19 protein-coding genes are annotated in these 25,944 nt (G+C 70.7%); 15 read left to right on the top strand and 4 right to left on the bottom strand.

What is annotated here, in order from left to right; all coding sequences use genetic code 11:
* The first annotated feature begins 36 nt into the window (after positions 1–36).
* From V8Z80_RS10640 to V8Z80_RS10620, 5 genes are all read left to right on the top strand, one after another.
* A complete protein-coding gene (locus V8Z80_RS10640) occupies positions 37–1,215 on the top strand; it encodes an isovaleryl-CoA dehydrogenase (protein WP_155197120.1) in 1,179 nt (392 codons plus the stop codon).
* A gap of 164 nt (positions 1,216–1,379) precedes the next feature.
* Positions 1,380–2,561 carry an acetyl-CoA C-acyltransferase gene (locus V8Z80_RS10635; protein ID WP_155197121.1) on the top strand — a complete coding sequence of 394 codons (1,182 nt, stop codon included), beginning with the start codon at positions 1,380–1,382 and terminating at the stop codon, positions 2,559–2,561.
* A 9-nt stretch (positions 2,562–2,570) separates the two neighbouring features.
* Positions 2,571–4,178, top strand: coding sequence for a carboxyl transferase domain-containing protein (locus tag V8Z80_RS10630; RefSeq protein ID WP_336061999.1), 1,608 nt, complete (start codon positions 2,571–2,573; stop codon positions 4,176–4,178).
* A 54-nt stretch (positions 4,179–4,232) separates the two neighbouring features.
* Positions 4,233–6,293, top strand: coding sequence for an acetyl/propionyl/methylcrotonyl-CoA carboxylase subunit alpha (locus tag V8Z80_RS10625; protein WP_336061998.1), 2,061 nt, complete (start codon positions 4,233–4,235; stop codon positions 6,291–6,293).
* An 85-nt stretch (positions 6,294–6,378) separates the two neighbouring features.
* Positions 6,379–7,392, top strand: coding sequence for a methyl-accepting chemotaxis protein (locus tag V8Z80_RS10620; protein WP_336061997.1), 1,014 nt, complete (start codon positions 6,379–6,381; stop codon positions 7,390–7,392).
* 94 nt (positions 7,393–7,486) lie between these two features.
* Here V8Z80_RS10620 and V8Z80_RS10615 read toward each other — a convergent pair whose 3' ends face one another.
* On the bottom strand, positions 7,487–8,758 hold the full coding sequence (locus V8Z80_RS10615; protein ID WP_336061996.1) for a M20/M25/M40 family metallo-hydrolase: 1,272 nt from the start codon (positions 8,756–8,758) through the stop codon (positions 7,487–7,489).
* A 290-nt stretch (positions 8,759–9,048) separates the two neighbouring features.
* On the opposite strand from V8Z80_RS10615, the gene V8Z80_RS10610 reads away from it, so the two are divergent.
* Together V8Z80_RS10610 and gluQRS are read left to right on the top strand one after the other, a co-directional pair.
* Positions 9,049–9,507, top strand: coding sequence for a DUF494 family protein (locus V8Z80_RS10610; RefSeq protein ID WP_155196920.1), 459 nt, complete (start codon positions 9,049–9,051; stop codon positions 9,505–9,507).
* Entirely contained in the window at positions 9,504–10,397 is an 894-nt protein-coding gene (gene gluQRS, locus V8Z80_RS10605; RefSeq protein ID WP_336061995.1) for a tRNA glutamyl-Q(34) synthetase GluQRS, read from the top strand. The genes V8Z80_RS10610 and gluQRS overlap by 4 nt, the downstream gene beginning before the upstream one ends.
* A 52-nt stretch (positions 10,398–10,449) precedes the next feature.
* Here gluQRS and V8Z80_RS10600 read toward each other — a convergent pair whose 3' ends face one another.
* Positions 10,450–12,984 (bottom strand): GDYXXLXY domain-containing protein, encoded by a 2,535-nt coding sequence (locus V8Z80_RS10600; RefSeq protein ID WP_336061994.1) that lies wholly within the window; start codon positions 12,982–12,984, stop codon positions 10,450–10,452.
* Between the two features lie 202 nt (positions 12,985–13,186).
* Here V8Z80_RS10600 and V8Z80_RS10595 point away from each other — a divergent pair, with 202 nt between their 5' ends.
* Entirely contained in the window at positions 13,187–15,868 is a 2,682-nt protein-coding gene (locus V8Z80_RS10595) for a DNA topoisomerase III (RefSeq protein ID WP_336061993.1), read from the top strand.
* Positions 15,869–16,019: 151 nt separating this feature from the next.
* A complete protein-coding gene (locus V8Z80_RS10590) occupies positions 16,020–17,336 on the top strand; it encodes an aspartate aminotransferase family protein (protein WP_155196924.1) in 1,317 nt (438 codons plus the stop codon).
* Between the two features lie 10 nt (positions 17,337–17,346).
* Here V8Z80_RS10590 and pdxR read toward each other — a convergent pair whose 3' ends face one another.
* A complete protein-coding gene (pdxR, locus tag V8Z80_RS10585; RefSeq protein WP_336061992.1) occupies positions 17,347–18,819 on the bottom strand; it encodes a MocR-like pyridoxine biosynthesis transcription factor PdxR in 1,473 nt (490 codons plus the stop codon).
* 194 nt (positions 18,820–19,013) lie between these two features.
* On the opposite strand from pdxR, the gene V8Z80_RS10580 reads away from it, so the two are divergent.
* From V8Z80_RS10580 to V8Z80_RS10560, 5 genes are all read left to right on the top strand, one after another.
* Positions 19,014–19,904 (top strand): transporter substrate-binding domain-containing protein, encoded by an 891-nt coding sequence (locus V8Z80_RS10580; protein ID WP_336061991.1) that lies wholly within the window; start codon positions 19,014–19,016, stop codon positions 19,902–19,904.
* Positions 19,905–19,945: 41 nt separating this feature from the next.
* Positions 19,946–20,566, top strand: coding sequence for an amino acid ABC transporter permease (locus tag V8Z80_RS10575; protein ID WP_336061990.1), 621 nt, complete (start codon positions 19,946–19,948; stop codon positions 20,564–20,566).
* A 16-nt stretch (positions 20,567–20,582) separates the two neighbouring features.
* Positions 20,583–21,248: an amino acid ABC transporter permease gene (locus tag V8Z80_RS10570; protein ID WP_155196927.1), complete on the top strand. Its 666-nt coding sequence runs from the start codon at positions 20,583–20,585 to the stop codon at positions 21,246–21,248.
* Positions 21,241–22,005, top strand: coding sequence for an amino acid ABC transporter ATP-binding protein (locus V8Z80_RS10565; RefSeq protein WP_336061989.1), 765 nt, complete (start codon positions 21,241–21,243; stop codon positions 22,003–22,005). Before V8Z80_RS10570 ends, V8Z80_RS10565 begins: the two co-directional genes overlap by 8 nt.
* Positions 22,006–22,073: 68 nt before the next feature.
* On the top strand, positions 22,074–22,835 hold the full coding sequence (locus tag V8Z80_RS10560) for an SDR family NAD(P)-dependent oxidoreductase (protein WP_336061988.1): 762 nt from the start codon (positions 22,074–22,076) through the stop codon (positions 22,833–22,835).
* Between the two features lie 71 nt (positions 22,836–22,906).
* Here the strand turns inward: V8Z80_RS10560 and V8Z80_RS10555 are convergent, their stop codons facing one another.
* Positions 22,907–23,887 carry a Bug family tripartite tricarboxylate transporter substrate binding protein gene (locus V8Z80_RS10555; protein ID WP_336061987.1) on the bottom strand — a complete coding sequence of 327 codons (981 nt, stop codon included), beginning with the start codon at positions 23,885–23,887 and terminating at the stop codon, positions 22,907–22,909.
* A gap of 196 nt (positions 23,888–24,083) precedes the next feature.
* Here V8Z80_RS10555 and V8Z80_RS10550 point away from each other — a divergent pair, with 196 nt between their 5' ends.
* Positions 24,084–25,913 (top strand): CocE/NonD family hydrolase, encoded by a 1,830-nt coding sequence (locus tag V8Z80_RS10550; protein ID WP_336061986.1) that lies wholly within the window; start codon positions 24,084–24,086, stop codon positions 25,911–25,913.
* Positions 25,914–25,944: the final 31 nt, after the last annotated feature.

The raw sequence follows: 25,944 nt of genomic DNA, 5'->3' as shown, positions 1-25,944 counted from the left end.
GCCTGTCGCAGGCGCAACCCGATACGGAGACACACCATGGATCTGCCCGGCCTGAATTTCTCCCTGGGCGAGGACGTCGACATGCTGCGCGCATCCTTGCGCGCCTTCGCGCAGGCCGAGATCGCGCCGCGCGCGGCCAGCATCGACCGGGACGACCAGTTTCCCGCCGACCTGTGGCGCAAGCTGGGCGAGCTGGGCGTGCTGGGCATCACGGTCAAGGAAGAGTACGGCGGCAGCGACATGGGCTACCTGGCCCACATGGTGGCCATGGAGGAGATCTCGCGCGCCAGCGCCTCGGTGGGCCTGTCCTACGGCGCGCATTCGAACCTGTGCGTGAACCAGATCCACCGCAACGGCACCGAGGCGCAAAAGCGCAAGTACCTGCCGGGCCTGATCTCGGGCGAGCGGGTGGGCGCGCTGGCCATGAGCGAGCCGGGCGCCGGCTCGGACGTGGTGGGCATGAAGCTGCGCGCCGACAAGCGCGGCGACCGCTACGTGCTCAACGGCACCAAGATGTGGATCACCAACGGGCCGGACGCCGACACGCTGGTGGTCTACGCCAAGACCGATCCGCAGGCGCACCAGCGCGGCATCACCGCCTTCCTGGTGGAGAAGGGCTTTGCGGGTTTTTCGGTGGCGCAGAAGCTGGACAAGCTGGGCATGCGCGGCAGCCATACGGGCGAGCTGGTGTTCCAGGATTGCGAGGTGCCCGAGGAAAACGTGCTGGGCGAGGTCAACGGCGGGGCGCGCGTGCTCATGAGCGGCCTGGACTACGAGCGCGCGGTGCTCTCGGGCGGCCCGCTGGGCATCATGCAGGCGGTGATGGACATGGTCGTGCCCTATGTGCACGAGCGCAGGCAGTTCGGCCAGCCCATCGGCGAGTTCCAGCTGATCCAGGGCAAGATCGCCGACCTGTACACCACGCTGCAGGCCAGCCGGGCCTTCTGCTATGCGGTGGGCAAGAACCTGGACAGCCTGGGCAGCGAGCACGTGCGCCAGGTGCGCAAGGACTGCGCCGCGGTGATCCTGTACTGCGCCGAGAAAGCCACGTGGATGGCCGGCGAAGGCATACAGATACTGGGCGGCAACGGCTACATCAACGAGTACCCGGCCGGCCGGCTGTGGCGCGACGCCAAGCTGTACGAGATTGGCGCGGGCACCAGCGAGATCCGCCGCATGCTGATCGGGCGCGAGCTGTTCAAGGAGACGGCCTGACGCGCGGCTGCCGGCGCCCGGCAGCGCGCCCCCGTGCGCCCCGGCAACAGGGCCTTGGGCCTAGGCGCCGCGCCGATCCCTTACGATAGATTGTTGCAGCCGGCCGCCCCCCTTTTTGCCTGGCGGCGTGCCGGCCCACCCCAGGACCCCTCAGGAGTATCTTCATGTCTGATCCCATCGTCATCGTTTCGGCCGCCCGCACCCCCATGGGGGGCATGCTGGGCAGCCTGTCCGGCCTGGCCGCCCACCAGCTGGGCGCGGTCGCCATCAAGGCCGCCGTCGAGCGCGCGGGCCTTGCGCCCGAGCAGGTCGAGGAAGTCATCATGGGCAACGTGCTGCAGGCCGGCCAGGGCCAGGCCCCGGCCCGCCAGGCGGCGCTGGGCGCGGGCCTGCCGCTGGGCGTGGCCTGCACCACCATCCACAAGGTCTGCGGCTCGGGCCTGAAGGCGGCCATGTTCGGCCACGACCTGATCGCCGCGGGCAGCGCCAACATCGTGGTGGCCGGCGGCCAGGAAAGCATGAGCAACGCGCCCTACCTGCTGCTGCGCGGCCGCCAGGGCTACCGCTACGGCCACTCCACCGTCTACGACCACATGGCGCTGGACGGGCTGGAGGATGCCTACGACCGCGGCAAGGCCATGGGCGTGTTCGCCGAGGATTGCGCGGCCAAGTACAGCTTCTCGCGCGAGGCCCAGGAGGCCTACACGCTGGAGTCGCTGCGCCGCGCCCGCGCCGCCGTCGAGAACGGCGACTTCGCCTGGGAGATCGCCCCGGTGACCGTGCCCGGCCGCAAGGGCGATACCGTGGTTGATTCGGACGAGGCGCCGGTCAAGGCCATCCCGGAGAAAATCCCCACGCTCAAGCCCGCCTTCAAGAAGGAAGGCACCATCACCGCCGCCACCTCGTCCTCGATCTCCGACGGCGCGGCCGCGCTGGTGCTGATGCGGGCCTCCACCGCGCAATCGCTGGGGATCGAACCGCTGGCCCGCATCGTGGCGCACAGCCAGCATTCGCAGGAACCGGCCTGGTTCACCACCGCCCCGGTGGGCGCGCTCAAGAACCTGTACGCCAAGACCGGCTGGAAGCCCGAGGACGTCGACCTGTACGAGATCAACGAAGCCTTCGCGGTGGTGGCCATGGCCGCCATGAAGGAGTTCAACCTGGACCACGCCAAGGTCAACCTGCACGGCGGGGCGACCGCGCTGGGCCATCCCATCGGCGCATCGGGCGCGCGCCTGCTGACCACCCTGCTGGGCGGCCTGCGCAAGACCGGCGGCAAGCGCGGCGTGGCCACGCTATGCATCGGCGGCGGCGAGGCGGTGGCCATGGGCATCGAGATGATCTGAGGAACGCCCATGCCCGCCATCGAATCCCGCATCAATCCGCGTAGCGAAGACTTCCTGGCCAATGCCGAAGCCATGCAGGCGCAAGTGCGGGATTTGCACGCGCTGCTGGCCCGCACCGCCGAAGGCGGCAGCGAGCAGGCGCGGGCCAAGCACGTGGCGCGCGGCAAGCTGCTGCCGCGCGAGCGCGTGCAGGCGCTGATCGACCCGGACAGCCCTTTCCTGGAGCTCTCGCCGCTGGCCGCGCACGGCATGTACGACGGCGAGGCGCCAGGGGCGGGGCTGATCACCGGCATCGGCCAGGTGTCGGGAACGCAATGCATGATCGTGTGCAACGACGCCACCGTCAAAGGCGGCACCTATTACCCCATGACGGTCAAGAAACACCTGCGCGCGCAGGAGGTCGCCGCGCAGAACCGGCTGCCCTGCATCTACCTGGTGGACTCGGGCGGGGCCAACCTGCCGCGCCAGGACGAGGTGTTTCCGGACCGCGAGCACTTCGGCCGCATCTTCTACAACCAGGCCAACATGTCGGCGGCCGGCATCGCGCAGATCGCGGTGGTGATGGGCTCGTGCACGGCGGGCGGGGCCTATGTGCCGGCCATGAGCGACGAGTCGATCATCGTGCGCAACCAGGGCACGATCTTCCTGGGCGGCCCGCCGCTGGTCAAGGCGGCCACCGGCGAGGAGGTCAGCGCCGAGGACCTGGGCGGCGGCGACGTGCACACGCGCCTGTCCGGCGTGGCCGACCACCTGGCCGCCGACGACCTGCACGCGCTGCGGCTGGCGCGCGACGCGGTGGCGCGGCTGAACCTGGCGCCCGTGCCGCAGGCGCCGGCCGCGCCCGTGCGCGAGCCGCTGTACGACCCGGCCCAGCTCGACGGCATCGTCCCGCGCGACACGCGCAAGCCCTACGACGTGCGCGAGATCATCGCCCGCATCATCGACGGCTCGGAGTTCGACGAGTTCAAGGCCCGCTTCGGCACCACCCTGGTCACCGGCTTTGCCCGCATCCACGGCATGATGGCCGGCATCGTGGCCAACAACGGCGTGCTGTTCTCCGAATCGGCCCAGAAGGGCGCGCACTTCATCGAGCTGTGCGCGCAGCGCAAGATCCCGCTGGTGTTCCTGCAGAACATCACCGGCTTCATGGTCGGGCGCAAGTACGAGAACGAAGGCATCGCGCGCCACGGCGCCAAGATGGTCACCGCCGTGGCCACCGCGGCCGTGCCCAAGTTCACCGTGCTCATCGGCGGCTCCTTCGGGGCCGGCAACTACGGCATGTGCGGGCGCGCCTTCTCGCCGCGGCTGCTGTTCATGTGGCCCAACGCGCGCATCTCGGTGATGGGCGGCGAGCAGGCCGCCAGCGTGCTGGCCACCGTCAGGCGCGAGGGCATCGCCGCGCGCGGCGGCAGCTGGTCCGAGCAGGAAGAAGAACAGTTCAAGCAGCCCATCCGCGAGCAGTACGAGCGCGAGGGCCATCCCTACTACGCCACGGCGCGCCTGTGGGACGACGGCATCATCGCGCCGGCCGACACCCGCCGCGTGCTGGGCCTGGCGCTGGCGGCCGCGCGCAACGCGCCGGTGCCGGACACGCGGTTCGGCGTGTTCCGCATGTAGGCGGCCGCGCGGCGGCAAGGCCAACAAGACAGACCTGAGCGAAGGAGCGCCCTCGTGTTCGATACCCTGCTGATCGCCAATCGCGGCGAGATCGCCTGCCGCGTGGCGGCCACGGCCCGCCGCCTGGGCCTGCGCACCGTGGCCGTCTATTCGGATGCGGACGCCCGCGCCCCGCACGTGTCGGCCTGCGATACCGCGGTGCGCCTGGGTCCGCCCGAGCCGCGCGCGAGCTACCTGCGCGCCGAGGCGGTGCTGGAGGCGGCGCGCCGCACCGGCGCCCAGGCTATCCACCCGGGCTACGGCTTTCTTTCCGAGAACGAGGCCTTCGCCCAGGCCTGCGCGCAGGCCGGCATCGTATTCGTGGGCCCGCCGGCCTCGGCCATCGCGGCCATGGGCAGCAAGTCGGCGGCCAAGGCGCTGATGGCCCGGGCCGGCGTGCCGCTGGTGCCGGGCTATCACGGCCAGGACCAGGACCCGGCGCTGCTGCGGCGGCAGGCCGACGCCATCGGCTATCCCGTGCTCATCAAGGCCAGCGCCGGCGGCGGCGGCAAGGGCATGCGCGTGGTCGAACGCCCTGAGGATTTCGCCGGCGCGCTGGCTTCCTGCCAGCGCGAGGCGGCTTCGAGCTTCGGCGACGACAAGGTGCTGATCGAACGCTATCTGCAACGGCCGCGCCACATAGAAATCCAGGTTTTCGCCGACAGCCACGGGCACTGCGTGCACCTGTTCGAGCGCGACTGCTCGGTGCAGCGCCGCCACCAGAAGGTCATCGAAGAGGCGCCGGCGCCGGGCATGACGCCCGAGCGGCGCCAGGCCATGGGCGAGGCGGCCATCGCGGCGGCGCGCGCCGTGGGCTACGTGGGCGCGGGCACGGTCGAGTTCATCGCCGAGCCCGACGGACGCTTCTATTTCATGGAAATGAATACGCGGCTGCAGGTCGAGCACCCGGTCACCGAGATGGTCACCGGCCTGGACCTGGTCGAATGGCAGCTGCGCGTGGCCGCCGGCGAGCCGCTGCCCCTGGCGCAGGAGCAGCTGCGCCTGTCGGGCCACGCCATCGAGGCGCGGCTGTATGCCGAGAACCCGGACAAGGGCTTTCTGCCCTCCATCGGCACGCTGGCGCACCTGGCCCTGCCGCCGCACGCGGCCTTTGCCAACGGCCCGGTGCGCGTGGACGGCGGCGTGCGGGCCGGAGACACCATCTCGCCCCATTACGATCCCATGATCGCCAAGCTGATCGTGCATGGCCAGACCCGCGACCAGGCGCGCGCGCGCATGCTCGAGGCGCTGGCCGCCACCCAGGTGGCCGGCGTGCAGACCAACGCGGCCTTTTTGGCGCGGCTGATGCGCGACCCGGCGTTCGCCCAGGCCGACCTGGACACCGGGCTGATCGAGCGGCGCCGCGCCAGCCTGCTGCCCGAGCCGCAACCGGCCGATGCGCAAGCCCTGGCGCTGGCCTGCGCCGCCGCGCTGGCGCAGCAGGACCAAGACCAGGACCAGGCGCCCGGCCCATGGTCGGCCCGCGACGGCTGGCGGCTGGGCGGGCGGTCCGGACGCATTTTCTACTGGTCGGGACCGGCCGGCATCCAGGCCGCCGTCCTGGCGCGCACGCCGCAAGGCCTGACGCTCGATACCGACGCGGACCCCCAGGCGGGCGATGGCGGGGACAGCCGGGACACGGACGCCGGCCGGCGCCGGGCCGGCGCCCTGCCCTTTGCCTGGTGGGCCCGCCGGGACGAGACCGGGGCGCTGCGGATATCGGCCACCTTGGGCCCGCGCAGTTGGCAGGCGCTGGCCTTCTGGCACGGCCAGACGCTGCACCTGCAATCGCGCGAGCAATGGATCGTGCTGCAGCGCCACGATCCGCTGGCGCATGCGGGCGAGCAGGCCCCCGACCACGGCGCCAGCCTGGCCGCACCCATGCCCGGCAAGATCATCGCGATACCGGTCCAGGCCGGCCAGGCGGTCAAGCAAGGCCAGCCCTTGCTGGTGATGGAGGCCATGAAGATGGAACACACCCTGACGGCGCCAGCCGACGGCGTGGTCGGCGAACTGCTGTACGGCGTGGGCGACCAGGTGCCCGAAGGGACGGTGCTCATCGCCATGCAGGACTGAAAGGCGCGGCACCGCCTGGCGGGGGCGGCACGGATATTGCTTTATCTATCAAAGATAAACCAGATATTTCAGACCCTCTTTCGCCATGCAAGCCTCCCACAACGTCGCCGAGCTGTCGCTGCGCATCGATCACATCACTTCCGTGAAGATCGGCGAAATCAAGGCCATCACCCTGGAGACCCGGCTGTTGAGCCTGAACGCGGCGATAGAGGCCTCCCACGTCGGCGAGGCCGGCCGCAGCTTCGCCGTGGTGGCCGGGCGGGTGCGGGAGGTCTCCGACCGCATCGAAGCCCTGGCCAGCTCGCTGCAGGACGAATTGCGCGACGTCGGCCTGGCCATGCAGCAGGCGCTGCGGCGCGCGCGCGGGCAGCGCCTGGCCGACCTGGCGCGCAACGTGATCGAAACCATCGACCGCAACCTCTACGAACGCACCTGCGACGTGCGCTGGTGGGCCACCGAGTCGGCCGTCCAGGCGCTGGCCGCCGCACCCGGCCCGCAGCGGCTCGAATCGGCGCAGGCGCGGCTGGGCATCATCCTGGACACCTACACGGTCTACCTGGACATCTGGGTGATCGGCCTGGACGGCAAGGTGCTGTGCAACGGCCGGCCGCAGGACTACCCGCAGGCGCGGGGCCACGACGTGCGCCAGCAGCCCTGGTTCCGCCAGGCCCTGGCCTGCGCCGGCCCGCAGGACTACGCCGCCGGCGACGTGCAGCCCGTGGCGGCGCTGGAAGGCGCGTCCTGCGCGGTCTACGCGGCCACCATCCATGCCGATCCGGACGACCCCGCCGCCCGGCACGGCGTACTGGCGGTGTTCTTCGACTGGTCCAAGCAGGCCGCCTCGGTGGTCAAGGGCATACGCCTGGACGCCGAGGAGGCGGCCACGGTGCGCTGCATGGTGGTGGACGCCAGCCAACGCGTCATCGCGGCCAGCGCCGATGACGTGCCCGACGCGCTGAACCTGCCCATGGACCGGCAGGACGGCTACTACGCCAGCGAGGACGGCCTGGTCGGCTACGCCCTGACGCCCGGCTATGAAACCTATGCCGGCCTGGGCTGGTACGGGGTGGTGATGGATCGCGGCCAGCGCGCCCCATGATGGCGCAGGCGCGCACGGAAGCGGCGCGCGATGCGCCAGGACGGCGCATGCACGGCGGGCCCGCGGCGGCTGCGCCGCGGGCCCGCCGTGCGCCCTAGGATCCTGCCGGCGCGGCCAGCAGCTCGGCCACGCTCAGGGCCAGCACCTTGCTGGCCCGGTACAGGTCGTTCAGGCGCAGGTTCTCGTCGCTGTTGTGCCCGCGCGCCTCGAGCATGCTGCGCGGGCCCGCGCCATACAGCACGGTGGGAATGCCGCGCGCGGCATAGTGGCGCGCGTCGGTAAACAGCGGCACCCCTTGCAGCGGGATGTCGGTCTGGAAGATGTCGCGGGCATGGCGGGCCAGCGGCTCGCACAGCCTTTCCACGCCCGGCAGCGGCGCCAGGGGGTTGGCCAGCAGCAGCCGGCGCACGCTGACCGACACGCCCCTGCACGGCGCCACGGCCTGCTCGACGATGCGCCGCAGCTCGCCCTCGGCGTCCTCGCCGGCCTCTTCGGGGATCATGCGCCGGTCCACGCGGAAGGTGACCAGGTCCGGCACGACGTTGGTGTTGATGCCGCCGCGGATGGTGCCCACGATGAGCGAGGGCGTGTCGATGCCCGGCGAGGCCGAATGCCGTGTACAGAGCCGGTCGCGGTAGGCGTACAGGGCGCTCAGGATGCGGTTGGCCGCCTCCAGCGCGTCGGCGCCACTGGCCGGCATGGCGGCGTGGGCCTGCTTGCCGCGCACGTTGATCTCGACCTGCAGGCAGCCGTTGTGCGCATTGGTGACGGCATAGGAAAAGCCGGCGCAGATGGCATAGTCCGGACAGGTCAGCTCGCGGGCCAGCAGCCACTTGGGGCCGATTTCGCCGCGCGCTTCCTCGTCGTAGGTAAAGTGCAGCTCGATGCGCCCGCGCAGGCGGGCGCCCTGGCGCTCGGCCTCGCGCAGCGCCAGCAGCACCCAGGTGTAGGCGGCGATGTCCGACTTGGAGACCGCCACGCCGCGCCCGTACATGACCGGGCCGTGCTCGGGATCGTCCTCGATGCGCGCCGCGTAGGGATCGCGCCGCCAGCCCAGGCCGGGCGGCACCGCATCGCCGTGCGCGTTCAGGGCCACCACCGGCCCGCCCGAGCCGAAGGCATGGCGCACGATGAGGTTGGTGGCCGAGATCATGCTGTTGGCGCGCACTTCCTCGGCCGGCACGCTGAAGGCCTCGACCGCCAGTCCCAGCGAGGCGAGCAGCGCCTGCAGGCGCTGGCCGTGGCTGGCGCAGTTGCCCGGCGGGTTGTCGGACGGCGCCCGGACCAGCTCGCGCAGGAAATCCGTCTGGTGTTCCTGCTGCTGGTCCAGATACTGCGTCAGCAGGGTGGCTAGGGCGGCGGACATGAAAACCTGATCCTGAAATTATTGTGATGGGACGATCGCCAGCAATCACTGTATTGCATGCTGCATCGCAGCGCAAACGGCCGGACCGCCCCAGGATGCAAGCGTCGATTGGGGGTCGGTCCCTTTAAGGCGACGGTCGCGCCCCGCCCGAGGGGGCTTGCTGCATCGCCGCAAAGCGCCCGGCGCTCAAGTTGCCCGGCATGACAAATCAGCGTAGAGTAAAGTTACGTTCAAGCCGTCGGTGGCTGCACGCCCGGGGGCGCGACGGGGTCAACCGAGCTGCACGATATATGTACGACATTCTGGTTTACCTGTTCGAAAATTACTACACGCCGCAAGCCTGTCCCGCGGCGGACGTCCTCACCCGGCGCCTGGTCGCCGCGGGCTTCGAGCACGAGGACATCGACGATGCGCTGGGCTGGCTCTACGGCCTGGCCGAGACCACCGAACGCTGCGTCGAACTGGCCCAGTCGCCCGCCACGGGCACCCGCGTCTACGCCGACACCGAATATGCCCAGCTGGGTTCCGAGGCCATCGGCTTCGTGGCCTTCCTGGAGTCGGCCGGGGTGCTGCCCGCGCCGCTGCGCGAGATCGTGATCGACCGCGCCATGGCCATCGACGAATCGCCCGTCTCGCTGGAAAAACTCAAGATCATCGCGCTGATGGTGCTCTGGAGCCAGGAGGCCGAGATCGACAACCTCGTCCTCGAAGAACTGCTCGACGACGAAGGCGGCCGCCGCCTGCATTGAGCTACGTCGGCCGTTTCGCGCCCAGTCCCAGCGGTCCGCTGCACGAAGGCTCGCTGGTCGCCGCCCTGGCCAGTTACCTGGACGCGCGCGCGCATCATGGCCGCTGGCTGCTGCGCATCGAAGACGTGGACAAGCCGCGCGCCGTGCCGGGCGCCGACCGCTGCATCATGGACCAGCTGCGCGCGTTGGGCATGCACTGGGACGGCCCGGTGATCTGGCAGTCGCAACGCGACGCCGCCTACGAAACCGCCCTGCAGCAGCTGGCCGAGCAAGGCAGGGTCTACCCCTGCGGCTGCACCCGCCGCGAGATCGCCGATTCGGCCCTGCAGCGCCACGGCCAGCTGCCCGAGGGCGAGCGTCCCTATGCCGGCACCTGCCGCAACGGCCTGCCGCCCGGCCGCGTCCCGCGCGCCTGGCGGCTGCGCGTGCCCGAGGGCACGGAACGTTTCGACGACCGCTGGCTCGGGCCGCAAGAGCAGGATGTCTCTCAGGCCATCGGCGACTTCGTGCTGCGCCGCGCCGACGGCTTGTGGGCCTATCAGCTGGCGGTGGTGGTGGACGATGCCGCGCAAGGCGTCACCGACGTGGTGCGCGGCCAGGATCTGCTCGGCTCGACGGCCCGCCAGCGGGTGCTGGCGCGCCTGCTGGGCGTGCCGGCGCCGCGCGTCATGCACGTGCCGCTGGTGTACGACGAGCGCGGCCTGAAGCTGTCCAAGCAGAACGGCGCGCCGGCGCTGGACCTTTCGCGGCCGCTCGATACCCTGCAAGCGGCCTGGCGCCAGCTGGGCCTGCCGGCGCTGCCGGCGCGGGACCTGGCGGCTTTCTGGCCGCAGGCCACGGCCCACTGGGCGCGGCGCTTTGGCGAGCGGCGCCTGGACGCCCGCGCCTGAGACGCCGGCCGGCGTGCGCAGCGGGCAGGCAGCCCCACCGCCCAGCCGGGCGCTAAAGCGGTTCGAGCCGCTCGTCCAGCAGGCGCACCAGCAGGCCGGTGCCGTATTCGTTGACGCGAAACTCGCCATAACGCGCGCCCTGGTAGCGGTGCGCCTGCCCCTCGGGAAAGAAGTAGGCGTTGGTGACCACATGGACCCGGCCGGCGCGCTTGCGGTAGCGCAGCGCGATCTCGCCCTGGCCGCGCGGCTGCGGGCTTTGCTGCAGCCGGACCAGGCGCGCCACGCCCTGGGCATCGGGCCGCAGGATCAGATAGCCGTCCCGGGGCACCTCGAAGTACGGCGTATCGGGCGCCGCCCTGGGCGGGCGCAGCCGCATCATCTGCACGGCGACCTCGAAATCCAGCGCCATGTAGTCACCCTGCATCAGGCTGCGCGGATCGGCCGGCGCCAGCGCCAGCCGCACCACCTGCCCATGCGCCAGCGTGCGTTCGCGCAGCCAGATGCTGCCGTTGCTCAGGCCCAGCGCCATCGCCAGGCCCAGCACCACCATGGCGGCGCGCCAGTGGTAGCGGCGCCGCACGCGGGCCGGGGGCGCCGGCGCGGGCGCCGTGGCCTGCACCCTGAGCGCGCGGCGCGCCGCCGCGGCCGCCAGCACGAACAGCAGCAGGGCCAGGGCGCCGGCGGCCGCCAGCCACAAGGCCTTGCCCAGCAGCGGCACCTGCAGGTGGTGGTAATACTGGATCAGGTAGAGCAAGCCGGCCACGGCGCCAAAGGCGGCCAGGTGGCGGCGCGCGCGGCCCTGGCCCAGTATCAGCCAGCTCAGCGCCAGCGAGATGCCCGGCGACGCGGTCCAGAGCAGCGCCAGCGCCAGCACGCCCAGGCAGGCCCCGGCGCGCCACGGGGCGCTCAGCCCGCCCTGGGGCTCGTCCGATTCGGTGCTGGCCAGCAGGGCCAGGCAGCAGACCGGCAGCAGCACGATGGCCAGCGCCGCCAAGGCGGCGGGCCGGTACAGGGCCCACAGGGCGGGCAGCTCGGACAGCGGCACGCCCCCGGCGATCCAGGCATAGCCTTGCGCCGCCAGCATCCAGGCCCAGGCCAGCGGCGCCAGCGCCTGGGCCGTGCGCGGGCGCTCGGGCGCGTAGGCCAGCAGGAAGGCGGCCGCCGCCCCCCAGGCCAGCACGGCCACCGGCACCAGCCGGGTGCGCAGGGCGTCGCCGGACGAGGGCTCGAACAGCCAGCGCAGCAAGCCGCTGTCCGCATGCAGGGCGAAGAAACCGGCGGCGCAGGCGCCGGCCATGCCCAGCGCGCACAGCAGCCGCAAGGTGCGGTCCGGCGCGGCGGCATAAAGCAGGGCCAGCATGCCGAACGCGCCGGCCCAATGGCCGGCGGCGGGCTCGCCGCTGCTGAACCAGGGCAAGCCGGCCAGCGCCAGCGCCGCCGAACCGGCGGCCACGGCCACCGCCGCCTGCCGCAGGAACACCCATCGGGCCGGCAGCAGCCGCAGCGCCACGGCCGCCGTCACGCACAGGGCCAGGCCGGCGGGCAGCGCGTTGTCCAGGCCGAAAAGGCCGGAGGAGACGGCAAAGCCCAGCAGCAGCACGCTGGACAGCCAGGCGCCGAAAGCAAGCAATGCCTGGACATACCAGGCAGGCGCGGCGGCCGCGTCCGCCTGTCCGCCCTGCACGCCGCCGGCCCCGCGCCCGAGCCAGCGCGCCGCCCAGGCCGCCTGGGCCAGCAGCAGGGCCGCCAGCGGCAAGGCGACGGCCGGGCCCGGCAGCAGCATCCACAGCCAGTGGCTGGCCGCGCGCAAGGAGACGAGCATCACGCATAGCACGATACAGGCCAGCACCACGCGATCGGGCCGCACGCGCCGGTACCAGGCCGCCAGGCCGGCGAACAGCGCCAGCAGGACGAGCCAGTTGGCCGGCAGCGGCGCGCCTACCGCGACGCTGGCGGTCAAGGCGCCCAGCGCCAGGGCCGCGGCCAGCCGCGGGCCGGTGCGCGCGCGCAGGCCGCGCGCCAGGCCGATGGCCTCCCAGGCGCCCAGCACGAGGAAATTGAAGCCGCCCAGCACCAGGGCGGCCAGCGGCGAGCCGGTCACGCTGAGCCAGCCCAGCGGGGTGCGCTCGCCCAGCAGGCACAGCAGGGCCACGTTGGCCACCAGCAGCCAGAGTATCCACAGGGCGGTGCCGCCTGCCCAGGCCCAGGGCAGCAGCAAGGCGGCCCACCATGCGAACAGCTGCCAGGTATCGGCGCCGGTCTGGTAGGTCTGGCCCAGCAGCGCCAGCAATGCGCCCAGCACCAGGCCGGCCAGCAACAGGGCCGCGCGCCAGGCGCGGCTGCGCAGGGCGCTGGCCGGCCGGGCGCGCCGGCGCCCCAGCGCCAGGGCGAGCGCCACGCAAAGCACCAGCAGCGCCTGGGCGCCGGACAGCCGGGCCCATACCGGCAAGGCCGGCCAATTGGCCGCCACCAGGCATACCAGCGCGCTGGCCAGCAGGACGACCGACAAGCCCAGCGCGGTGGCCGACAGGAAACGCTGCCAGCGCACCGCGCTTTGCAGGGGGGCTTGCATCGTGGCGTCCGGCATGGCGCTCCTTGGCAAGCCGGCGCCGGACAGGGGCCGGGCGCCGGGATGGTGAAATCACGATTATGGCGCAGCGCGGCGGGGGCCGGCCGCATTTGCGCTATGGTTCGGTACGGACCGCCTGCTCCGGCCCCGACTTGCACCGCGCGAAACTCCGCACTTAATATTCCCGCGCTATCGCGACGATCGTCGCCTTTGGAACCGCATGGCTAAAACATTGATCATTGCCGAGAAGCCCTCAGTGGCTCTCGATATCTCGCGCGCGCTGGGAGGCTTCGCTCGCGAAGGCGACTATTTTGAAAGCGAACGTTACGTGCTGGCGTCCAGCATCGGCCATCTGCTGGGGCTGGTGGCGCCCAACGATCCGGTCAAGGGCAAATGGAGCTTCACGCACCTGCCGGTGATCCCGCCCGAGTTCGAGCTGGGCCCGGCCGACAAGAAATCGGCCGAGCGGCTCAAGCTGCTGGTGCGCCTGATCAAGCGCAAGGACGTGGACAGCCTGATCAACGCCTGTGACGCCGGGCGCGAAGGCGAGCTGATCTTTCGCTACATCGTCCAGTACGCCGGCACCAGCAAGCCGGTCAAGCGCCTGTGGCTGCAGTCCATGACCCAGGCGGCCATCCGCGAGGCCTTCGAGAACCTGCGCGAAGACGAGGCGCTGCGCCCGCTGGAGGCCGCGGCCCGCTCGCGCGCCGAGGCCGACTGGCTGGTGGGCATCAACGGCACGCGCGCCATGACGGCCTTCAACAGCAAGGACGGCGGCTTCTTCAAGACGCCGGTCGGACGCGTGCAAACGCCCACCCTGGCCATCGTGGCCGAGCGCGAGGAACGCATCCGCCGCTTCGTCTCGCGCGACTACTGGGAAGTACGGGCCACCTTCGTGGCGGCCGCCGGCCTGTACGAGGGCCGCTGGTTCGATCCCAAGTTCGTCAAGGACGAACGCGATCCCGAAAAACGCGAGTCGCGCCTGTGGTCGCAGGCGGCCGCGCAAAGCGTGGTCGCCGCCTGCCGCGGCCAGGCCGGCACCGTCACCGAGGAATCGCGGCCTTCGACGCAGATGTCGCCGGCGCTGTTCGACCTGACCTCGCTGCAGCGCGAGGCCAACGGCCGCTTCGGCTTCTCGGCCAAGACCACGCTGGCGCTGGCGCAGTCGCTGTACGAGCGGCACAAGGCGCTGACCTATCCGCGGACCGACTCGCGCTACCTGCCCGAGGACTACCTGGGCACGGTCAAGGACACCATCGGCAACCTGGCGCAGGCCGAGTCGGCGCTGACCGGCGCGCTGCGCCCGCACGCGGCGCGCGTCGTCTCGCAGGGCTGGGTCAAGCCCAACCGGCGCATCTTCGACAACAAGAAGGTATCGGACCACTTCGCCATCATTCCGACGCTGCAGGTGCCGCGCGACCTGAGCGAGGCCGAGGCCAAGCTCTACGACCTGGTGGTCAAGCGCTTCCTGGCGGTGTTCTTCCCCCCGGCCGAATTTCGCCTGACCACCCGCCAGACCCACGTGGCCGGGCACGTCTTCAAGACCGAGGGCAAGGTGCTGGTCTCGCCCGGCTGGCTGGCCATCTACGGCCGCGAGGCGCAGGGCGAGGAAGGCAGCCTGGTCGCCGTGGCCGAGAACGAGCCGGTCCGCACCGAGGAAGTCCAGGCCGTGCCGCTGGCCACCAAGCCGCCGCCCCGCTACAACGAAGCCACGCTGCTCTCGGCCATGGAAGGCGCCGGCAAGCTGGTCGAGGACGAAGAGCTGCGCGAGGCCATGTCCGAACGCGGCCTGGGCACGCCGGCCACGCGCGCGGCCATCATCGAAGGGCTGATCAACGAGCAATACCTGCGCCGCGAGGGCCGCGACCTGGTGCCCACGGCCAAGGCGCGCCAGCTGATGACGCTGCTCTCGGGCCTGGACGTGGCCGAGCTGACCTCGCCCGAGCTCACCGGCGAATGGGAGCACAAGCTCAAGCAGATCGAGCAGCGCCAGCTCGACCGCGACGCCTTCATGCGCGAGATCGCGCAGATGACGCAAGTCATCGTCAAGCGCGCCAAGGAATACGACCGCGACACCGTGCCCGGCGACTACGCCACCCTGAGCACGCCCTGCCCCAAGTGCGGCGGCGTGGTCAAGGAAAACTACCGCCGCTACGCCTGCACGAACTGCGATTTTTCCATCGGCAAGCATCCGGGCGGGCGCACCTTCGAGCTGCCCGAGGTCGAGGAACTGCTGGCCAAGCGCGAGATCGGCCCGCTGTCGGGCTTCATCAGCAAGATGGGCCGCCCCTTCGCGGCCATCCTCAAGCTCGATGCCGACTGCAAGCTCGAATTCGACTTCGGCCAGAACGACGAGCAGAACGACGAGCCGGTGGATTTCTCTCAGTCCGAGCCGCTGGGCCCCTGCCCCAAGTGCTCGGCGCGCGTGTTCGAGCACGGCATGAGCTACGTCTGCGAGAAATCCGTGGGGCCGCAGCGCAGCTGCGACTTCCGTTCGGGCAAGGTCATCCTGCAGCAGGAGATCTCGCGCGGGCAGATGGCCAAGCTGCTGGCCGAAGGCCGCACCGACCTGCTCGACGGCTTCGTCTCCAGCCGCACCAACCGCAAGTTCAAGGCCTATCTCTCGCGCCAGGCCGACGGCAAGATCGGCTTCGAGTTCGAGCCGCGGCCCGAGAAGCCCGGGCGCAAGACGCCGGCTGGCAAGGCGGCGGGGGCCGTGGCGGGCGCGCCGGCCGGTGCGACGGCCGCAAAGAAGGCGCCAGCCAAAAAGGCAGCGGCCAAAAAGGCTGCGGCCAAGAAAGCCCCCGCCAAGAAGGCCGCGGCGAAAAAGGCCGCGGCTAAGAAGGCGCCCGCCAAGAAAGCGGCGAAGGCAGCCGCCAAGACCGCGGGCGCCGCCGGCTGACGGCGCGCCGCCCGGCCTGCCGCCGCGCACGCGCGCTGGCCCATGGGCCGGCGCGATCTGGCTCTATAGGGCGGCGCGCCGCTGCCCTATAGTGGCCGCCAGGCGGGGCGCGCACGCCGGCTTGGCGCGCAGGCATCGGCAAGGACTATCCATGAAGCAATTCGACGGCATCACCAACAGGCAGGCATGCGAACTGGACCTGCGCCACGTCTTTCATTCGTGGTCGGTCCAGGGCCAGCTCGATCCGCTGGCCTTCGCCGGCGGCAGCGGCTGCACGCTGTGGGACTACGAAGGACGCGAGTACCTGGATTTCAGCAGCCAGCTGATCAACACCAACATCGGCCACCAGCATCCCAAGGTGGTGCGCGCCATCCAGGAACAGGCCGCGCAGCTGTGCACCCTGGCGCCGGCCCATGCGACGGCGGTGCGCGGCCAGGCGGCCCAGCGCATCCTGGCGCGCGCGCCGCAGGGCTTTCAGAAGGTGTTTTTCACCAACGGCGGGGCCGACGCCAACGAGAACGCCATGCGCATGGCGCGACTGTATACGGGCCGCGACAAGATTCTTTCGGCCTACCGCTCCTATCATGGCAATACCGGCGCGGCCATCGTGGCCACCGGCGACCCGCGCCGCGTGCCCAACGAGTATTCGCGCGGCCATGTGCATTTCTTCACGCCCTACCTGTACCGCAGCGAGTTCCAGGCGCAGACGCAGGACGAGGAATGCGAGCGGGCGCTGCGCCACCTGCGCCGCGTGATCGAATGCGAGGGGCCGGCCAGCGTGGCTGCCATCCTGCTCGAATCCGTCCCGGGCACGGCCGGCGTGCTCGTGCCCCCGCCCGGCTATCTGCCCGGCGTGCGCGCCCTGGCCGACGAGTTCGGCCTGCTGCTGATCCTGGACGAAGTCATGGCCGGCTTCGGCCGCACCGGGGCCTGGCTGGCCCACGAGCATTTCGGCGTCACGCCCGATCTCATCACCTTCGCCAAGGGGGTGAACTCGGGCTATGTCCCGGCGGGCGGCGTCATCGTCTCCGAGCGGATCTGCGAGCATTTCCACGACCGCTACTTTCCCGGCGGGCTGACCTACTCGGGCCATCCGCTGGCGATGGCGGCCATCGTCGCCACCCTCGATGCCATGCAGGAAGAGGACATGGTGGGCAACGCCCGGCGCATCGGCCAGGAGGTCCTGGGACCGGGCGTGCGCGAGCTGGCCGCGCGCCATGCCGTCATCGGGCAGGCGCGCGGCCTGGGGCTGTTCTGGGCGCTGGAACTGGTGGCCGACCCTTCGACCCGCGCACCCCTGCCGCCGGCGCGCATGGCCGCGGTGCGCCGGGCGCTGCTGGACGCCGGCCTGCTGGCCTTCCTGGTCGAGAACCGCATCCACCTGGCCCCGCCGTGCATCGTGACCGCCGCCCAGGTAGAACAGGCGCTGGACGTGCTGGACGGCGTGCTGGGCCAGGCAAGCGCCTAGGGCCCCGACCTCATATCCTGTCCATCACCTCGGCCAGCAAGGCGATGCCCGGCTCGATGCGCTCGGCCGGGATGGCCTGAAAGCCCAGGCGGAAGTGGCGGTCGTCGGGCGCCTCGCCAAAAAAGTGGCGAAACCCCGGCTCGATCATGACGCTGCGGCGCGAAGCCGCCCAGGTCAGCTTCTGCGTGTTGATCCCGGCCGGGGCGCGCAGCCAGAACGCCGCCGCACCCGCACCGTCGGCATAGCGGCAGCTGCCCAGGCGCCGGTCGATGGCCGTGCGCAACAGGTCGTGCTTGCGCCGCTGCGCCGCGCGATAGCGCCGCAGGTGCGCGTCGTAGTCGCCCTGCGCCAGGAACAGCGCCAGCAGGCGCTGGTTGTTCAGCGGCGGATGGCGGTACATCAGCCGGCGCAGCGCGCGCAGCTCGCGCACCAGTTCCTCGTCGGCCACCAGGTAGCCCAGCCGCAGGCCCGGCGCCAGGCACTTGGACAGGCTGCTCAGGTAGATGACGCGGCCGTGCCGGTCATCGGCCTTGAGCGCGGGCAGCGGATGGCTGGCCAGGTCCAGGTCGGCGTCGTAGTCGTCCTCGATGATGACCTGGTCGCGCCGGTGGGCCTGGCTCCACAGCCGCGTGCGGCGCGCCGGGCTTAGCGTCACGCCGGTGGGCACCTGGTGGCTGGGCATCACGTAGACGTAGTCGCAGCGCGCCAGGCGCTCGTCGATGCGGATGCCCTGCTCGTCCACCTGGTGCAGCGACACCTGCGCACCCTGCATCTCGAAAATGTTCCAGGCGTCGCGAAAGCCCGGGCTTTCGATGCCCACGCGCACGCCCGGCCCCATCAGCAGCTGCGCGATCAGCGCCAGCGCGTTCTGCGAACCCAGCGTCACCAGGATCTCGCCGGCCGAGGCGCGGATGCCGCGCTTGGGCAGCACGCGCGTGCGCAGCTGCTCGATCAGCTCGGGATCGTCCTGGTCCATGGCATCGCCGATCCAGCCGCCGTGGCGGCCGGCGCGCAGCATTTCGCGGCTGGCGCGGCGCCAGTCCGCCAGGGGAAACAGGTCGGGATCGGCCTGGCCGTAGACGAAGGGATAGTCGTACTGGCGCCAGTTGCTCGGGCGCAGCACACCCTGGCGCAGGCTGGGCTGGCGCTGCAGCCGCGCGCTCCACCTTGGTTCATGGCCGCCGGCCTGCGCCCCGGTGCGGGGCATGCCGGGCGCGGCCTGGCCGACCTGCCGGTAGTCCGGATGCAGGTAGTAGCCGCTGCGCGGCCGGCTTTGCAGATAGCCCTTCTCCAGCAAGCTCTCGTAGACCAGTGCCACGGTATTGCGCGAGACCGACAGCTGCTGCGAGAGCTGGCGGCACGAAGGCAGCGGCTCGTCCGGCGGGAAGATGCCATGCAGGATGGCGTCGACCAGCGACTCGCGCAACTGCTCCTGCAAGCCGCGTTCGTGGCGAAAGTCCAGGTGAAAGTAGTGATCGATCATGACGGCGGGTTCCTGCGCTGCGATCTGCACCGCTCCGCCTGCAAGCAATATCCGGGCCAGCGGCGCGGCAGCTGGCCAGCGCACTGGCCGCAACTGTCCCTATCGGCCGCGCCGGGCTCGCCCCTAAGATGCCCGGGACCGCCGAGATCCAAGAGCGAGGGAAGGAGACCAGAGCCACTTCCAAGGGGAACGCCATGCGCAAACACTCTCTTCCGATGCTCTCCGACCTGCTGGCCCGGCACCGCGCTGCCTGGCGCGGCGCCCTGCTGGCGGCCGGCCTGATACTGGCCGCGCCGGCGCATGCCGACCTGGCCGATATCGAAAAACGCGGGACCATGACAGTCGCCACCGAGGACGACTACGCGCCCTTCAACTTCATCGCCGAAGGCAAGCCCTCGGGCTTTCATGCCGAGCTGCTCGAAGACCTGAAGGCCTACGCCAAGTTCGAGATACGCCAGGAGATCCTGCCCTGGACGGGCCTGCTGGCCGCGGTCTCTGGCGGGCAATACGACATGGCCTTCACCGGGGCGCTGGTCACCGACGAGCGCCTGCGGGTGTTCGATTTCGCCCCGCCCTTCGCCTCGGCCCAGCACTACTACGTCAAGCGCGCTGGCGACGACAGGCTCTCGGACGTGGCCAGCCTGAGCGGCAAGACGGTCGGCCTGCAGGCCGGCAGCGCCCTGCTGGCGCGCCTGCCCGAACTGGAGAAGATGCTGGCGCAGACGGGCGGCAAGCTGGGCCAGGTGGTGCAGTACCAGTCCTATCCGGAAGCCTACGCCGACCTGGCCAATGGCCGGCTGGACTACGTCATCAACGCGGTGATCTCGGTCAACGACCTTGTCAAGGCGCGGCCCAAGGTCTTCGAGAAAGGCGTGGCGGTGTCGGGCGACGGCTTCGCGGCCTGGCCCATCCCCAAGAACAGCCCGGGGCTGCGCGACTTCATGGCCGGCTTCATGACCCACATCCGCGACAGCGGCCGGCTGGCCGCGCTGCAGGAGAAGTGGTTCGGCGAGACCTTCCCGGACCTGCCCACCGAGCCGATCACCACGGTCGAGCAGTTCCACCGCCTCGCGGGCCTGCAGTAGCACGGGCGCGGGCGACCCATATGGACGCGCACGCCTGGCGCATGCTGCTAGAAGGAGCCTGGCTGACCGCCTGGATCTCCGGCCTGTCGATCGCGCTGGGCGTGGTGCTGGGGCTGGGCCTGGCCCTGCTCAGGATGGCCCGCATCCCGGTGATCGACCAGATCGTGGCTGCCTGGATCAGCCTGGCGCGCGTGACTCCGCTGGTCACGCTGGTGCTGTTCCTGTTCCTGGCCGCGCCGGCGGTGGGCCTGCCGGCCAGCCGCGAGGCCCTGGCGGTGCTGGCGCTGACGCTGAACACCTCGGCCTTCAACGCCGAGATCTGGCGCGCGGCCTTTCGCAGCTTCTCGCGCGAGCAGCGCGAGGCCGCCCTGGCCTGCGGCATGCCGCCGGCGCTGATGTTCCGGCGCATCATGCTGCCGCAGATGGTGCAAAACAGCCTGCCCGGCCTGATCAACGAGATGTCCTTCCTGATCAAGGGCAGCCCGGCCATCGCCATCATCGGCCTGGTGGACCTGAGCCGCGTCACCAACCGCATCGCCGCCGTGACCTACGAGCCCCTGCCGCCGATACTGGCCGCGGCCGCCATCTACATGGCGCTGATCGCCGTGCTGGTCCGGCTGCAGGCCTGGGCCCAGCGCAACGCCAGCCGCCTGGCCGGCTGAACGGGAGGCAAAGGCAATGAGCAACTGGTCCGTGGTCTGGTCCGCGCGCGATACCTTCGCGGCCGGCTTCGTCTCGACGCTGGTCCTGTTCGTGCTGTCGGCCGCGGCCGCCAGCGCGCTGGGCTGCCTGCTGGTCTACGCCCTGGAAGGCCGCGACAACCCGGCGCGCCGGCTGCTGCGCGCGGGCATCGACGCCATGCGCATGCTGCCCTTCCTGATCTTCGCCTACCTGCTGTACTACGGCCTGCCTGCCTTCGGCCTGCGCCTGACCGCCTGGCAGGCCGGCCTGGCGGGGCTAAGCCTGTACCACGCCGCCTACCTGGCCGAAATCCTGCGCGGCGCGCGCCTGACGCTGGCGCCCGGCTCGCTGGAGGCGGCCTACGCCCACGGCTACACGCGCGGGCGCGCCTTCGTGCGCATCGTGCTGCCGCAACTGGCCATGCGCACCCGCGGCGTGCTGGGCAACCAATACATCATGTGCCTGAAGGACACGGCCTTCCTGAGCATCATCACCGTGGCCGAGCTGACCGCGGCGGCCAACGCCGTGCAATCGCGCTACTTCATTCCGGTGGAGGCCTTCGTGGTCGCCATCGCCCTGTACTGGATCATCGGCGCGGCCATCGAAGCGCTGGTGCGCCTGGCCCGGCAGCCAGGCGTCAAGCGAGGCATCGAACATGAATGACGAGATCCCTGCCGTACATATCCGGCGCCTGTCCAAGAGCTTCGATGGCTACGAGGTGCTGCGCGACATCGACATGACCGTGCGCAAGGGCGAGGTAATCAGCATCCTGGGCTCCTCGGGCTCGGGCAAGTCCACGCTTTTGCGCTGCATCAACTGGCTGGAGCAGCCCGACCGCGGCGAGGTCTACGTGGCCGGCCACCGCATGGGCGTGGACGAGCGCACCGGCAAGCCCATGCGCGCGCGCCAGCTGGCCGCCGCCCGCGCGCGCACCGGCATGGTGTTCCAGGGCTTTAACCTGTGGCCGCACTTCAACGTGCTGCAGAACGTGATGGAAGTGCCGGTGCACGTGCAGGGCGTGCCGCGCGCCCAGGCGCGCGAGAAAGCGCTGGCGCTGCTCGATAAGGTCGGCCTGGCCGAAAAGGCCGCGCAATATCCGCACACGCTCTCGGGCGGACAGAAGCAGCGCGTGGCGATCGCCCGGGTGCTGGCCATCGAGCCGCAGGTGCTGCTGTTCGACGAGCCCACTTCGGCCCTGGATCCGGAGCGGGTGGGCGAGGTGCTGGAAGTCATGCGCACCCTGTCGGCCGATGGCTATACGATGATGGTGGTCACGCACGAGATGGATTTCGCCCGCGCGGTGTCCGACCAGGTCGTATTCCTGGACCGCGGCCAGATCATCGAGCGGGGCGATCCGGAAAGCTTCTTTTCCCGCCCGGCCACCGAACGGGTGCGCAAGTTCCTCGAGCGCAAGGACTGACCCGCCTTGCCCGCGCGGGCTCTCGCCCCGCGGCGCCTTTCGTCAACCCAACAGAGAAAGCCAGACCCATGAAACCCGTCGTCTTCATCACCGGCGCCACCTCCGGCTTCGGGCGCGCCAGCGCCCGGCGCTTTGCCGCGGCCGGCTGGTCGTTGATTCTTTGCGGCCGGCGCGCCGACCGGCTCGAAGCGCTCAAGCAGGAGTTGCAAGGCCAGGTGCCCGTGCACACGGCCGTGCTGGACGTGCGCGATGCGCAAGCCGTGGCCGATATGGTCCAGGCCCTGCCCGGGCCTTTTACCGCCGTCACCACCCTGGTGAACAACGCCGGCCTGGCGCTTGCGGCCCAGCCCGCGCAGGAGGTGGCGCTGCAAGACTGGCAGACCATGATCGACACCAACGTCACGGGACTGGTCAACGTCACCCATGCGCTGCTGCCGCGCCTGATCGAGACGGGCGCGGGCGCCAGCATCATCAACATCGGCTCGGTGGCCGGCCAGTGGCCCTATCCGGGCGGGCACGTGTACGGCGCCACCAAGGCCTTCGTGCAGCAGTTCAGCTACAACCTGCGCTGCGACCTGATCAAGACCGGCGTGCGGGTGACCGACATCGCGCCCGGCATGGCCGAGACCGAATTCTCGCTGGTGCGCTACAAGGGCAACCAGGACGCGGCCGAGAAGATCTACCGCGGCACCACGCCCATGTCGGCCGAGGACATCGCCGAGCAGATCTTCTACGTGGCCTCGCTGCCGCCGCACCTGAACATCAACCGGCTGGAGATCATGCCGGTGCGCCAGGCCTGGTCGCCCTTCGCGGTGGACCGGGACGGCTGAAGGCCGGTTTGCGGCGGCCCAAGGCATGCCCTGCCCGGGCTGCCTCGCCTGGCAGCCCGGGCAGCTTGCCCCTATTCCACCTGCACGCCCAGGCGCTGGATCAGTTCGCCCCAGACCTTGGCGTCCTGCCGGGCGCTGTCGGCCAGTTCGCCGCCGGTGCCCGGCACCACGTACAGGTTCAGCGCCTGCAGCTTGGCGACGATTTCCGGATCGGCCAGCGCCGCGCGCGTGGCCTGGCCCAGGCGCTCGACCACCGGCCCGGGCAGGCCTGCCGGCCCCATCAAGGCAAACCAGCTCGGCAGCTTGGGCAGGTCCAGTCCCAGCGACTGCGCGGTCGGCACGCCGGGCAGTTCGGCCACGCGGTCCGCGCCCATGATGAGCAGCGGCCTGACCATGCCGGCCTGCACCTGCGGCAGCGCGGCGCCTACCACGCTGGACATCAGGTCGATCTGCCCGCCCATCACCGCGTTCAGCGCGGGACCCGATCCCTTGAAAGGCACGTGCAGGAGCGCGATGCCGGCCTGGTCGGCCAGCATCGCGGTCGAAAGATGGGTGGAATTGCCCGCCCCGGCGCTGGAATAGGTCAGCGAGCCGGGCTTTTCGCGGGCCGCCTTGACCACCTGCTCGAAGGCCGTCAGGCCGCTGTGCTTGCTGGCCACCAGCACGAAGGGCGTATCGACCACCGGCGCGACATAGGTGAAATCGCGCTGCGGGTCATAGGGAAGGTTCTTGTACAGCGCCGGATTGAACACCATCTGCGACGAGCCGCTGAGCAGCAGCGTATAGCCGTCGGGCTGGGCCTTGGCCACGAACGAGGCCGCGATCACGCCATTGGCGCCGGGCCGGTTTTCCACCACCACGGGCTGGCCCAGCAGCTGGCCCAGCTTCTCGCCCAGCAGGCGGGCCACCACGTCGCCACCCGAACCGGCCGACTGCGGCACGACAAGCCTGACCGGGCTGGCCGGATAGGAGGGTTGCGCAGCGGCCGGCGCAAGCGCCGCGCCGGCCATCGCAAGGGTTGCCAAGCAGGCAAGCACGTTTTTTCTGAGCATAGGTATTCCCCTGGCTATCGTTGCCGGCGCCGGGACGCCGCCGCCTGCTGGCTCGCAGGCTGCCGCATTCTAGGAAGCGGCGGGGCGCGGCAACAAATACGAAATAACGATGGGGCCATCGTTATTTCGTTTTTCAGGGCGCCGCGCCGCGCTACGTATCATCGGCGCGGTTCGCCACACCGCAAGCCTGTCTCCCATGTCCGATCACGACCTCGCCGGCAACGCCTGGCACCTGCCTCCTTCCCGCTACCTGAGCGAGCGGCCCGCCACCCATGCGCTGCCCGCGCGGCCGCTGTCGGTCTATGTCCCGATGCGCGACGGCTGCCGGATCGCGGTGGACGTCTACCTGCCCGACGGCGGCGCGGGCGCATCGCCCGCGTCCTTTCCCACGGTCGCCATCTTCACGCCCTACAACCGGCGCTTTCGCGTCCAGCCGCCGGGCTCGGCCGAACCCTCGCCCAACGCGGCCAAGTACCGCGACATGTTCGTGCCGCGCGGCTACGCCGTGGTGGTGGCGGACGTGCGCGGCACCGGCGCGAGCTTCGGCACGCGTGATGCCCTGCGCTCGCCGGCCGAGGCCGCCGACTATGCCCAGATCGCCGACTGGATCGTGCAGCAGCCCTGGTCCAACGGCGTGATCGGCTCGACCGGCATCTCCTACCTGGGCGCGGCCGCCGTCTTTCTGGCCGGCTCGGGCCATCCCGCCGTGCGCGCCATCGCGCCGCTGTTCGCCGTCTCGGACATCTATGCCGAGCAGCTCTATCCCGGCGGCCTGCTATCGCGGGTCTGGGTCGAGGACTACGACACGCTGATGAAAGCCCTGGACCAGAATAGGCGCGACCTGCTTGCCCGCTATCCCTATTTCAACGACCCGCGCCTGCAAGGCCCGCAACCGGTGGACGAGGACGCCGACGGCAGCCTGCTTGCCCAGGCGCTGGCCGAGCACCGCCACAACTTCAGCATGGCCGAACTGGCGCCGCAGTTCGTTTTCCGCGACGAGGCATCCCTGCACGATGCGGCCCTGGACATCGCCGCCTGCAGCCCCTGTCACTACCATGCGGGGATCGGGCCCGAGGTCGCGGTCTATTCCATCTCGGGCTGGTACGACGGCGGCGGCTACGCCAACGGCGCGATCTCGCGCTACCTGAGCCTGGCCGGCCCGCACGACCGGCTGCTGCTCGGCCCCTGGGATCACGGCGCGCGCACCAATGTCTCGCCCTGGCGCGCGCAGCCGGCCAGCGCGTTCCCGCTGCTGGCCGAGGTGCTGCGCTTTTTCGACCAGCACCTGATGGGCCGCCGGACCGGCCTGGAGCAGGAAGCCCCGGTGCACTACTTCAGCATGCACGACGAATGCTGGCGCGCCGCCGGGCAATGGCCGCCCTGCGCGGCCCAGGCCACGCTGCACGCCGATGCGCAAGGCCGGCTGCAAGCTGCGCCGGCCCAGGCCGCGCAGCGCGTGCTGGCCACCCGCTACGACTGGAGCAGCGGACGCCATACCCGCTACGAGCGCCTGGGCGCGGCCAACATCGAAGACTATTACCCGGACTGGGCCGAGCGCTGCGCGGCGCTGCCGGCCTTCGACACCGAGCCGCTGCAGGCCCCGCTCGCCCTGTGCGGCCACCCGCTGCTGCGGCTGCGCGCCGCCGCGGACCAGGGCGATGCGGCGTTCTTCGCATACCTGTCCGAGGTACTGCCCGATGGCAGCGTGCGCTACATCACCGAAGGCATGCTGCGGGCCCTGCACCGGACCACGGCCCAGGCCCCGCCCCACTACCGGACCTGCTGGCCCTACCGGCGCTACAGCCGCGCCGACGCACAGCGCCTGACCCCGGGACGTACGGAGACTTTCGAGATCCCGCTGCTGCCGGTGGCCTGGACGCTGCAGCCGGGCAGCCGCCTGCGGCTGTCGATCGCCGGGGCGGACGACGGCCACTTTCCCCAGACCCCGCCCGGGCGGCCGCCGCGCGTGACCCTGGCGCTGGGCGGGCTGCAGGGCACCGAACTGGTGTTGCCCCTGGCGCCGTGAGCCCGCGCGCGGCCGGCCGTGTTACACAGCA

This window comes from Orrella sp. JC864, from assembly GCF_037026685.1.
In the GTDB taxonomy this organism is placed as follows: domain Bacteria; phylum Pseudomonadota; class Gammaproteobacteria; order Burkholderiales; family Burkholderiaceae_B; genus Orrella.
This window is presented reverse-complemented; position numbering and strand designations above follow the sequence as displayed.